Annotated in this window: 7 protein-coding genes; 1 reads left to right on the forward strand and 6 read right to left on the reverse strand. The window is 56.8% G+C overall.

Going from position 1 to position 12,117, the window contains the following annotated elements; genetic code table 11:
• Window positions 1-18: 18 nt before the first annotated feature.
• Window positions 19-2,388 (reverse strand): LPS assembly protein LptD, encoded by a 2,370-nt coding sequence (gene lptD / locus ACH1XZ_RS16320; protein ID WP_395596408.1) that lies wholly within the window; start codon window positions 2,386-2,388, stop codon window positions 19-21.
• Between the two features lie 243 nt (window positions 2,389-2,631).
• Between lptD and djlA the strand changes: the two genes are divergently transcribed.
• Window positions 2,632-3,447 carry a co-chaperone DjlA gene (djlA, locus tag ACH1XZ_RS16325; protein ID WP_368300170.1) on the forward strand — a complete coding sequence of 272 codons (816 nt, stop codon included), beginning with the start codon at window positions 2,632-2,634 and terminating at the stop codon, window positions 3,445-3,447.
• A 100-nt stretch (window positions 3,448-3,547) separates the two neighbouring features.
• Here the strand turns inward: djlA and rluA are convergent, their stop codons facing one another.
• The 5 genes from rluA to araA all read right to left on the reverse strand — a co-directional run bounded on the left by rluA (window position 3,548) and on the right by araA (window position 12,114).
• Window positions 3,548-4,207 carry a bifunctional tRNA pseudouridine(32) synthase/23S rRNA pseudouridine(746) synthase RluA gene (rluA, locus tag ACH1XZ_RS16330; RefSeq protein WP_395596409.1) on the reverse strand — a complete coding sequence of 220 codons (660 nt, stop codon included), beginning with the start codon at window positions 4,205-4,207 and terminating at the stop codon, window positions 3,548-3,550.
• Window positions 4,208-4,218: 11 nt separating this feature from the next.
• Entirely contained in the window at window positions 4,219-7,125 is a 2,907-nt protein-coding gene (rapA, locus tag ACH1XZ_RS16335; protein WP_395596410.1) for an RNA polymerase-associated protein RapA, read from the reverse strand.
• 132 nt (window positions 7,126-7,257) lie between these two features.
• A complete protein-coding gene (polB, locus tag ACH1XZ_RS16340; RefSeq protein ID WP_395596411.1) occupies window positions 7,258-9,615 on the reverse strand; it encodes a DNA polymerase II in 2,358 nt (785 codons plus the stop codon).
• Between the two features lie 138 nt (window positions 9,616-9,753).
• Window positions 9,754-10,449 carry an L-ribulose-5-phosphate 4-epimerase gene (gene araD / locus ACH1XZ_RS16345; protein WP_395596412.1) on the reverse strand — a complete coding sequence of 232 codons (696 nt, stop codon included), beginning with the start codon at window positions 10,447-10,449 and terminating at the stop codon, window positions 9,754-9,756.
• Window positions 10,450-10,611: 162 nt separating this feature from the next.
• Entirely contained in the window at window positions 10,612-12,114 is a 1,503-nt protein-coding gene (gene araA / locus ACH1XZ_RS16350) for an L-arabinose isomerase (protein ID WP_035895433.1), read from the reverse strand.
• Window positions 12,115-12,117: the final 3 nt, after the last annotated feature.

Genomic DNA, 12,117 nt, shown 5'->3' on the forward strand with positions numbered 1-12,117 from the left:
TGTGTCTAACCAGTGACATTACAGCGAGCTTTGGTACGGCATGATGTTGGAACGCAGCATCTGCTGAGTACCCAGACCGTAGTTAGAGCTCAGACCACGCAGCTCAATGCTGAAGCCGATGGAGTTGTCATATTTGGAACGACCACCAGTCTGGGTGTCGTTGTTGTAATCCCAACCGTTGAGTTTACGCTCGTAGCCTACGCGGATAGCGTAACAGCAGGAGTTATACTGAACGCCCAGCATCTGGTCAGCGGCGCTGCCGGAGTTGGTGTCATAGTAATAAGCCCCTACGACGGACCAGCGGTCGACGATTGGCCAGCTCGCGGTTGCACCAACCTGCGAAATCCCGCTTTTATACTGCTCTGCCGTGGAGTAAGTCGGCAGTGTTGCCTGAATATATTCCGGGCTGGCGTAACGGTAAGTCAACTGCACTAAATGTTCTTCGTCCCGACGCCATTCGATGGCTGAACTGCTGGTAGAGACGTTGTTCAGACGTGTGTCGTACTGAATACCACCGCGCAAGCCCCACTGATCGCTGATGCGCCAGTAAGTGTCGCCTGCCCAAACCAGTGAACCCGTTCTGTCGTTTTTCTCCCAGTTAATGTTGTCATCACCGGTACGAGACTCGGTGAAATAGTAGATTTGACCAACAGAAACGTTAAAACGTTCAACGGCGGCGTCATCATAAATACGTGATGTGACCCCGGTCGTTAACTGGTTTGCGGAAGCGATGCGGTCGAGGCCGCTGTAGCTACGGTCACGGAACAGACCCGTATAGTCGGACTGTAGGAACGTGGAGTCGTAGTTATTGATTTTGCTTTGGTCGCGGTACGGCACGTACAGGTACTGCATACGCGGTTCCAGCGTCTGGGTGTAGCCCGGCGTCAGCTCAACATCGCGCTCAAACACCATCTTGCCGTCCACTTTCAGCTGCGGCATGGTGCGGTTGACTGAACTGGCCAGCTTGTTGGCGTTGTTCGAGTCATTGTTGTAGTCGTCGATATTGCTCTGGTTGTAGTGCGTCGCCAGCAGTTTTGCTTCAGTGGTAAGACTGCCCCAACGGTTGCCCAGCGGCAGGCTAATGGTCGGCTCGAGGTGCACGCGCGTCGCTTCAGGCAAATCGCTGTTGCTGTTGGTGAACTTCACCGCCTGAGCGTAGAGATGAGTATCAAACGGCCCTACATCGTTCTGGTAGGCGTTGATATCTAGCTGCGGCTCGGCCGAATAGGAGTTGCTGTTGCTGCGGTCGAAGACCTGGAACTGCTTCGTTGACACGGTGGCATCGAAGTTTTGTACCGCATAGCCCACGCTCAGTTTCTGCGTGGCGTAGCCGTCGGTACTCGAACCGTATTTCGAGTCAAAGTCGTTAAAGTAATCAGGATCGCTGACTTTGGTGTAGTCGGCGTTGAAACGCCATACCTGATCCATGACCCCGGCGTGGCGCCAGTAGAACAGCCAGCGACGGCTATTGTCATCGTTAGGGTGTTCGCTGGAGTAGACGCTGTCTGATGGCAGATAGTCCAGTTCAAACAGGCCTTCACCGGCATCGGTCAGATAGCGGAATTCGTTTTCCCACATCACGCCGCTACGCTTGTCCATATAGTGCGGCGTCAGGGTGGCGTCCATGTTAGGCGCGATGTTCCAGTAATACGGTAATGAGAACTCAAAGTGGTTGGTACTACCGTATTTCGCGCTTGGCAGCAGGAAGCCAGAGCGGCGTTTATCGCCGACCGGGAGCTGCAGGTACGGGCTGTAGAAAACTGGCACCGGGCCAATTTTGAATCGCGCATTCCAGATTTCGGCAACCTGCTCTTCGCGGTCGTGGATAACTTCGCTACCCACGACGCTCCAGGTGTTAGAACCCGGCAGACAGGAGGTAAAGGTACCGTTTTCCAGAATGGTATAGCGGTTCTCGCCGCGCTGTTTCATGACATCCGCTGTACCACGACCCTGGCGGTCGACCATCTGGTAATCACCTTTCCAGACGTTGGTATCTTTGGTATTCAGGTTTGACCAGGCTTTTGGCCCTTTCAGAATAACCTGATTATCGTCGTAGCGAACGTTGCCGAGTGCATCGACGGTACGAACCGGTGTAGGCTGCCCATCAGGCTGTTTTTGATGAAGCTGAACTTCATCGGCCTGTAAACGGCTATTTCCCTGATTAATATCGACGTTGCCGCTAAATACGGCGTTATCAGGATAATTACCTTTTGCGTGATCTGCCGTGATAGTGACCGGCTGTTCGTTCGCAGGGCCGCTGACTAACGGGCGATCGTAACTCGGTACGCCTAGCATACATTGAGAGGCGAGATCTGCTGCCATTCCCTGCTGGCTATACAAGGCGCTGGCGATCATGGTCGCGAGGAGAGTGGGAATACGTTTTTTCATACGTTGTATTTGTTGTTCCGTCATCTATAGCATTGCGGCTTGCAAACGGTCAGAGACTAACGTACTCATCGTGATGACGCTAGTGTTAATGCTCGTCGGCTTCTAAGTTGCAGTGCCGTTGGCTGCAACGTGAAATTCATCGAGTCTATCCTGTCCGTTCTTGCCAGAGGTGTTATGCACGGCATTGAATGACAGGTATGATAATGCATATTTTAGCCGCTGGCATGACGATTTGGGGAGTATATGCAGTATTGGGGAAAAGTGATTGGTGTGGCCGTCGCCCTGATGATGGGCGGAGGGTTCTGGGGCGTTGTCCTCGGGCTGCTCGTGGGCCATATGTTTGACAAGGCGCGAAGCCGTCGTATGAACTGGTTTGCCAATCAACAGCAGCGTCAGTCGCTGTTTTTTGCCACCACCTTTGAAGTGATGGGCCATCTGACCAAATCGAAAGGGCGCGTTACCGAAGCGGATATTCATGTCGCCAGCCTGTTTATGGACCGCATGAATCTGCACGGTGAGTCCCGCACGGCGGCTCAGCAGGCGTTTCGCGTGGGTAAAGCTGACAACTATCCGCTGCGTGAAAAAATGCGTCAGTTCCGTAGCGTCTGCTTTGGTCGTTTCGATCTTATTCGTATGTTCCTGGAGATTCAGATCCAGGCGGCGTTTGCCGACGGTTCTCTGCATCCTAACGAACGTGACGTGCTGTACGTGATTGCCGAAGAGCTGGGTATCTCCCATGCTCAGTTCGACCAGTTCCTGCGCATGATGCAGGGCGGTGCCCAGTTTGGCGGCGGCTACCATCAGCAGTCTCAGGGCGGCGGTTGGCAACAGGCGCAGCGCGGGCCGACGCTGGAAGATGCGTGTAACGTGCTGGGCGTGAAGCCGAGCGACGATGCCACGACCATCAAACGCGCCTATCGTAAGCTGATGAGTGAACATCACCCGGATAAGCTCGTGGCGAAAGGGTTGCCGCCGGAGATGATGGAGATGGCCAAGCAGAAGGCGCAGGAAATTCAGAAAGCGTACGAGCTGATAAAAGAACAGAAGGGATTTAAATAAGGTGCGTGAACCCGGGGTCGCATACGCTCGCCCGGGCTACCAATGTGCACGAATGTAGCCCGGGCGAGCGTATGCGACCCCGGGAAAACCACGGCACAATCTAAAAATCGACCGGCGCCTTAAACGTCATGCTATTACCAAACTGCGGATGGGTAATGGTTAACGTCTCCGCATGCAGCTGCAAACGCGGCGCCATCGCTAACGCCTCGTCGTGCGCATAAAACCGGTCGCCCAGAATCGGGTGACCCAGCGCCAGCATATGCACGCGCAGCTGGTGTGAACGTCCGGTAATCGGTTTGAGCTTCACGCGCGCGGTGTTATCCGGCGCATACTCCAGCACTTCATACTCCGTCTGCGCGGCCTTCCCGGTTTCATAACACACTTTCTGCTTTGGCCGGTTCGGCCAGTCGCAAATCAGCGGTAAATCCACCAGACCTTCCTGCGGCTTAGGGTGCCCCCATACGCGCGCCACGTACTGCTTTTTCGGCTCGCGCTCGCGGAATTGACGCTTCAGTTCTCTTTCTGCCGCTTTGGTCAGGGCGACGACGATCACGCCGCTGGTCGCCATATCGAGGCGGTGCACGGACTCCGCCTGCGGATAGTCGCGCTGTACGCGGGTCATGACGCTGTCTTTATGCTCTTCCTGACGGCCCGGGACGGACAACAGGCCGCTGGGCTTGTTGACCACCATGATGTGCTCATCCTGGTAGAGGATCACCAGCCACGGGTCCCGTGGCGGATGGTAGTTTTCCATGCCCATAGCGGCTCCGATTACTGGTGAGTGACGACGATAAGACGCAGCGCGTCCAGACGCCATCCCGCCTGTGACAGGCTTTCCATCACCTGCTGACGGTTGCTTTCAATCGCGGACAGTTCGTCGTCGCGGATGTTTGGGTTCACCGCTTTCAACGCTTCCAGACGCGACAGTTCAGCGCTGAGCTTCTCGTCCGCCTCTTCACGTGCGGCGGCAATCAGCGCCTGAGCGGCTTGCTCAATCTGCGCTTCACCTTTTTGCAGAATGGTGTGCACGTCCTGCTGTACCGCGTTCACCAGCTTGCTGCCGGTATGGCGGTTCACCGCGCTGAGCTGACGGTTGAAGGTCTCAAACTCAACCTGGGCGGCAAGGTTAGTGCCGTTTTTATCCAGCAGCATGCGTACCGGCGTTGGCGGCAGGAAGCGGTTAAGCTGCAGTTGTTTCGGCGCTTGGGCCTCAACGACGTAAATCAGCTCGACCAGCAGCGTACCCACCGGCAGCGCTTTGTTTTTCAGCAGTGAAATGGTGCTGCTGCCGGTATCACCGGAGAGGATCAGATCCAGACCGTTGTGAATCAGCGGGTGTTCCCAGGTCAGGAACTGCGCGTCTTCGCGGGACAGCGCCACGTCGCGCTCGAAGGTGACGGTACAGCCATCTTCCGGTAGGCCCGGGAAGTCCGGAACCAGCATGTGGTCGGACGGCGTCAGCACGATCAGGTGTTCGCCGCGATCGTCCTGGTTGATACCGACGATATCGAACAGGTTCATGGCGAAGGCGATCAGGTTGGTGTCGTCATCCTGCTCTTCGATGCTTTCAGCCAGCGCCTGCGCTTTTTCGCCACCGTTGGAGTGGATCTCCAGCAGACGGTCGCGACCCTGTTCCAGCTGGGCTTTCAGCGCTTCGTGCTGCTCGCGGCAGCTCTTGATGAGGTCGTCGAAGCCGTCGCTGTTTTCCGGCGCCGCCAGATAGTTGATGAGCTGGTCATGCACGCTGTCGTAAATGGTGCGGCCGGTCGGGCAGGTGTGCTCAAAGGCATCCAGACCTTCGTGGAACCAACGTACCAGCACCGACTGGGCGGTTTTTTCCAGGTAAGGAACGTGGATCTGAATATCGTGCGCCTGACCGATACGGTCCAGACGGCCGATACGCTGCTCCAGCAGGTCCGGGTTGAACGGCAGGTCGAACATTACCAGGTTGCTGGCGAACTGGAAGTTACGGCCTTCAGAACCGATTTCCGAGCACAGCAGCACCTGTGCGCCGCTGTCTTCCTCGCCGAACCAGGCGGCGGCGCGGTCGCGTTCGATAATCGACATCCCTTCGTGGAACACGGCGGCACGAATGCCTTCACGCTCGCGCAGAACCTGTTCCAGCTGCAGCGCGGTGGCTGCTTTAGCACAGATAACCAGTACCTTTTGCGAACGGTGGCTGGTCAGGTAACCCATCAGCCATTCAACGCGTGGGTCGAAGTTCCACCAGGTGCCGGAGTCGCCTTCAAATTCTTGATAAATCTGCTCTGGGTAGAGCATGTCGCGGGCGCGTTCTTCCGCGCTCTTACGGGCACCCATAATGCCGGAGACTTTAATCGCCGTCTGATACTGCATCGGTAGCGGCAGCTTAATGGTGTGCAGCTCGCGTTTCGGGAAGCCTTTCACGCCGTTACGGGTGTTACGGAACAGTACGCGGCTGGTGCCGTGGCGGTCCATCAGCATACTGATCAGTTCCTGACGCGCTGATTCCGCGCCGTCGCGATCGCTGTTAGCGGTTTGCAGCAGGGCTTCGATATCCTGCTCGCCAATCAGCTCGCCCAGCATGTTCAGTTCGTCATTGCTGAGCTTGTTGCCTGCCAGCAGCAGGGCGACAGCATCGGCTACCGGGCGGTAGTTTTTCTGTTCTTCAACAAACTGCTCGAAATCGTGGAAGCGGTTTGGATCCAGCAGGCGCAGACGCGCAAAGTGGCTTTCCATCCCCAGCTGTTCCGGGGTTGCCGTTAGCAGCAGTACGCCAGGTACGCGCTCGGCGAGCTGTTCAATGGCCTGATATTCGCGGCTTGGCGCATCTTCGCTCCACACCAGGTGGTGCGCTTCGTCGACCACCATGATATCCCACTCGGCTTCGCACAGATTTTCCAGACGCTGCTTGTTGCGGCGCACGAAGTCCAGCGAGCAGATAACCAGTTGTTCGGTTTCAAACGGGTTGTAGGCATCGTGCTGGGCTTCGGCATAGCGTTCATCGTCGAACAGCGCAAAGCGCAGGTTGAAACGACGCAGCATTTCGACCAGCCACTGGTGCTGGAGGGTTTCCGGAACGATGACCAGCACGCGCTGGGCGGCACCAGACAGCAGTTGCTGGTGTAGGATCATCCCGGCTTCAATGGTTTTACCTAAGCCAACTTCGTCCGCCAGCAGCACGCGCGGCGCATGGCGACGGCCCACGTCATGGGCGATGTTGAGCTGGTGCGGGATAAGGCTGGTGCGCTGACCACGCAGGCCGCTCCACGGCATACGGTATTGTTCGCTCTGGTATTTACGTGCGCGGTAGCGCAGAGCAAAGCGGTCCATTCGGTCGATTTGCCCGGCAAAGAGACGGTCCTGCGGTTTGCTGAACACCAGTTTGCTGTCGAGCAGCACTTCGCGCATCATGACGCCGGTCTCTTCGGTGTCCTGGCGGGTGCCAATGTAGGCCAGCAGGCCATTTTCTTCTATTACTTCGTCAACGAGCAGCTGCCAGCCTTCATGGCTTGTGATCGTGTCGCCGGGATTAAACATTACGCGGGTCACGGGGGAGTCGCTACGCGCATACAGACGATTCTCTCCGGTTGCCGGGAAGAGTAGGGTGACGGTGCGTGCATCCATTGCAACAACGGTACCAAGTCCCAGTTCGCTTTCTGTATCGCTGATCCAGCGTTGACCAAGTGTAAAAGGCATATGCGTTCGGCTCTATCTTTAATAAATTGCAGGCAATATTCATCCACCACCTTTGAAAGCAGGCGGCGAGTGAATTTGGTCCAGGAATGGAAAGGGCGCTATGGTACTGGATGGCGAGACGTTAGTCACCTGTCAAAATAGACCCAGTTGCCCTGTCACTATTGTAGCAAAATCATCGTCGACAAAGGGGAGAATTCCTTCAGCAACCGGGGCTAATTGTTTGGTCAGATAATGGTCGTAATCGAGCGGTGATTGCTGATAGGCCAGTGGTTCCGGGCCGTTAGTGGTCCAGACGTAGCGAATGCTGCCGCGCTGTTGGTACTGTTGCGGACGTCCTAACCGCACGTTGTGTTCATCAGCAAGACGGGCGGCGCGCACGTGCGGCGGGATATTTTTCTGATACTCGACCAACGGGCGGCGCAATTGCTTGCGGTAAACCAGCTGGTCATCGAGTTCGCCTGCCATGAGTTTATCAATAGTTTCAAGGATAAAATCCCGGTAGGGTTCGTTGCGGAAGATGCGCAAATACAGCGCCTGCTGGAATTGTTGTGCCAGCGGCGTCCAGTCGGTGCGCACCGTTTCCAGCCCTTTGTAGAGCATCCGCTGTTCGCTGCCTTCCTGAATCATCCCTGCATAGCGTTTTTTGCTGCCGGTGTCGGCGCCGCGGATGGTTGGCATCAGGAAACGGCAGAAGTGCGTTTCAAACTCCAGCTCCAGCGCGCTGGTCAGCCCTTTTTTTTGCAGTTCTTCTGCCCACCACTGGTTAACAAACTCGACCAGCGAGCGGCCAATGACCCTGGCCTCTTCTTCACCGTGAGCCCGTTTGAGCCAGACGAAGGTGGAGTCGGTATCACCGTAAATCACGTCATAACCCTGAGATTCAATCAGCGCTTTGGTCTGACGCATGATCGCGTGACCGCGCATGGTGATCGACGACGCCAGCCGCGGATCGAAAAAGCGGCAGGCGCTGGTGCCCAGTACGCCATAAAAGGCGTTCATGATGATCTTCAGCGCCTGCGATAGCGGCTTATTTTTGTGTCGCTTAGCTTCATCGCGGGCGTGCCAGATCTGGCTGACGATCCCTGGCAGGCAGTGCTTGTCGCGAGAGAACCAGGCGTCAAGGAAACCTTCGGTACTGTGCTGCGTATCCGGATGCGCCATGCCTTCAATCAGCCCAACCGGATCTATCAGGAATGAGCGGATGATCGACGGATACAGGCTTTTATAATCCAGCACCAGTACGGAATCGTAGAGTCCAGGGCGCGAGTCCATCACGTAGCCGCCGGGGCTTGCCTGTGGCGGTACTTCGCCAAGGTTTGGCGCCACGTAGCCCAGGCGGTGCATACGCGGGAAATAGAGGTGGCTGAAAGCGGCCACCGAACCGCCGTGCCGGTCGACTGCCAGCCCGTTGACCGTGGCGCGTTCCAGTAAAAACGGCATGATCTCGGTTTTGTGGAAGATGCGCGTGACCAGTTCGCAGTCTTTGAGGTTATAGGTAGCTAATGCGGGTTTATCTTCGGCGAAACGGCGGTCAATTTCGTCCATTCTGTCCCACGGATTATCGATAGCTTTGCCTTCACCTAGCAGTTCTCGAGAGACGTTTTCCAGCGAAAACGAAGTGAAGCTCCAGAAGGCGGATTTCAGCGCGTCGATACCGTCAATAATCAAGCGCCCGGCGGCCTGTGCGAAGAATACGCCGTTCTTAAAGCCGTGCTCACGCCATTCTAGTTCACTGTTTCCACGGCCTAACAACAGCGGCACCCGGTAGCGCTCGGCGCTTTTTTGCAGTACGCGCAGGTCGAACTGCACGACGTTCCAGCCAATCAGCACGTCCGGGTCGTGCTCGACAAACCAGGCGTTGAGCTTTTCCAGCAGCAGCGGGCGGCTAGCGACATATTCGAGATGAAAATCGACCTGCGGCGGCTGCTCAGGTTCCGCGCCAAGCATATAGACGGTGCGCTGCCCGCAGCCTTCAAGGCCAATACAGTAGAGCTCGCCGTGGCGGCTGGTTTCGATATCCAGCGATACCCACTTCAGCGGTGGACGGTATTCCGGGTTGGGTTTCATGCGCGCTTGGGTCAATGCATTGCCGCGCGCGGTGCCTTCTACCCACACAGGTGCGGTGATAAAACGCTCCATCAGATAGCGCTCTGGCGGACGAATATCGGCCTCGTAGACGGTAATGCCGTTTTCACGCAGCAGTTTTTCTAGCCGCATCAGTTGGCGGTGAGCGCGGCAGTAAAGGCCAAAAACGGGCTGGCGATGAAAATCTTTCAGCGTAAGCGGCGCAAGGCGCAGGCCGTTTTCACCCTGTAGCAGGCGTTCAACCTGCGCGCGCTGAGCCTCGGGGATAAAGGCTACCGACTCCTGCGGCGGCAGCGTGACCTGCAATGGGCCGTTATCGGTCGCCAGCCAGAAAGCCAGTTCGGTACCCTGCGGGGTGTCCCGCCAGTGACGGGTAAGGAGAAAACCTGCTTGTGGCTGGGTCACGCGTGAGCTCATCCATAAAAAAACCAGGCTTGATTATAGCCTGGTTTAGGGGAGAGTGCTGGTGGTTTATACAGGGGTTGTTGGTGAGTTCCCGGAGTCGGCTACGCCTCGTCCGGGCTACAGGAGGCGCCGCCGGGATTACTGGCCGTAATACGCTTTCGCCCCATGTTTACGCAGGTAGTGTTTATCCAGCAGCGTCTGCTGCATATCCGGTAACTGCGGCGCGAGCTGACGGCAGAAAATACCCATATAGGCAATTTCTTCCAGCACGATGGCGTTGTGCACTGCGTCTTCGGCGTTTTTACCCCAGGCGAACGGACCGTGGGAGTGCACCAGCACGCCAGGCATCTGCGCTGGGTCGATGTTGTTCTCGCGGAAGGTTTCGACGATCACCGCGCCGGTTTCCCACTCGTAGTCACCATTGATTTCCGCATCGGTCATCAGGCGGGTGCAGGGCACCGAGCCGTAGAAATAGTCTGCGTGGGTGGTACCAGTTGCAGGGATGGGCTGTCCGGCCTGCGCCCAGATGGTCGCGTGGCGGGAGTGGGTGTGCACGATGCCGCCCAGAGTTGGAAATGCCTGGTACAGCAGGCGATGGGTTGGGGTATCTGAGGAGGGCTTTTTGCGGCCTTCAACCACTTCGCCGGTTTCCAGGCTGACCACCACCATATCGTCAGCGGTCATGACGGTGTAGTCGACGCCGGAAGGTTTGATAACCAATACCCCGCGCTCGCGGTCGACGGCGCTGACGTTGCCCCAGGTCAGGGTCACCAGATTGTGTTTTGGCAGTGCCAGGTTGGCTTCCAGTACCTGGCGTTTGAGATCTTCAAGCATGTTCACTCCTGAATGCCGGATGGCGCTTTGCTTATCCGGCCTACGATGCTGAATTTCCCTCACCCCGGCCCTCTCCCGAAGGGAGAGGGGGAAAGGCGAATATGCGCACTATCGGTTCCCTCTCCCCTTGGGGGAGAGGGTTAGGGTGAGGGGAAAATCGGCTTAACGTTTGAACCCGTAATACACTTCGTTCCAGCGCAGCGCGTCTTTAAACGCCGGCAGACGGGTGTCGTTGTCGATAACGGCAATCTCGATATCGTGCAGTTCGGCGAACTGGCGCATATCGTCCAGCGTCAGCGCATGGCTGAACACGGTGTGGTGCGCGCCACCGGCCAGGATCCACGCTTCTGAAGCGGTTTCCAGGTTTGGATGGGCTTTCCACAGCGCGTTGGCGACCGGCAGTTTCGGCAGGTCGTGCGGGGTTTTCACCGTTTCGATGGTGTTAACCAGCAGACGATAACGGTCGCCGAGGTCAATCATGCTCGCCACGACGGCCGGGCCGGTTTGGGTATTGAAGATAAGACGCGCCGGGTCGGCTTTGCCGCCAATGCCCAGGTGCTGAACGTCGAGCAGCGGTTTCTCTTCTACGGCGATAGACGGGCACACTTCCAGCATGTGCGAGCCCAGAACCAGGTCGTTGCCGCCGTTAAAGTGGTAGGTGTAGTCTTCCATAAATGAGGTGCCGCCCTGTAGACCGGTCGACATCACTTTCATAATGCGAAGCAGGGCGGCAGTTTTCCAGTCGCCTTCGCCCGCAAAGCCGTAGCCTTGCTGCATCAGGCGCTGCACGGCGAGGCCAGGAAGCTGCTTCAGGCCGTGCAAATCTTCAAAGGTCGTGGTGAACGCGTGGAAACCACCTTCTTCCAGGAAGCGTTTCATCCCCAGCTCAATGCGCGCCGCGTCCAGCACGTTCTGGCGCTTATCACCGTGGATCTGAGTGGCTGGCGTGAAGCGGTAGCTGCTTTCATATTCGTCAATCAGCGCGTTGATTTCGCCTTCGGTTACGGCGTTAACCACCTGCACCAGGTCACCTACAGCCCAGGTGTTGACCGAGAAACCAAATTTAATCTGTGCGGCGACTTTATCGCCGTCGGTGACCGCCACTTCGCGCATGTTATCGCCGAAGCGGCACACTTTCAGCTGGCGAGTATCCTGTTTGGAGACAGCCTGACGCATCCAGGAGCCAATACGCTCGTGGGCGTGTTTATCCTGCCAGTGGCCGGTGACCACGCTGTGCTGCTGGCGCATACGTGCGCCGATGAAGCCGAACTCGCGGCCGCCGTGCGCGGTCTGGTTCAGGTTCATAAAGTCCATATCGATGCTGTCCCACGGCAGGGAGGCATTGAACTGAGTGTGGAACTGCAGCAACGGTTTATTGAGGATGGTCAGGCCGTTGATCCACATCTTCGCTGGCGAGAAGGTGTGCAGCCAGACAATCATACCGGCACATTTGTTGTCGTAGTTGGCATCGCGGCAGATGGCGGTAATTTCATCCGGGCGCGTGCCCAGTGGTTTCAGCACCAGTTTGCACGGCAGTTTCGCTTCAGCATTTAAGGCATTGACGACCTGCTCCGCGTTTTGCGTCACCTGGCGCAGCGTTTCCGGCCCGTACAGGTGCTGGCTACCAATGACAAACCACACTTCATAATTATCAAAAACGGTCATAGT

Origin of the sequence: Kluyvera chengduensis, assembly GCF_044197065.1 — a bacterium.
Classification (GTDB): domain Bacteria; phylum Pseudomonadota; class Gammaproteobacteria; order Enterobacterales; family Enterobacteriaceae; genus Kluyvera; species Kluyvera ascorbata_C.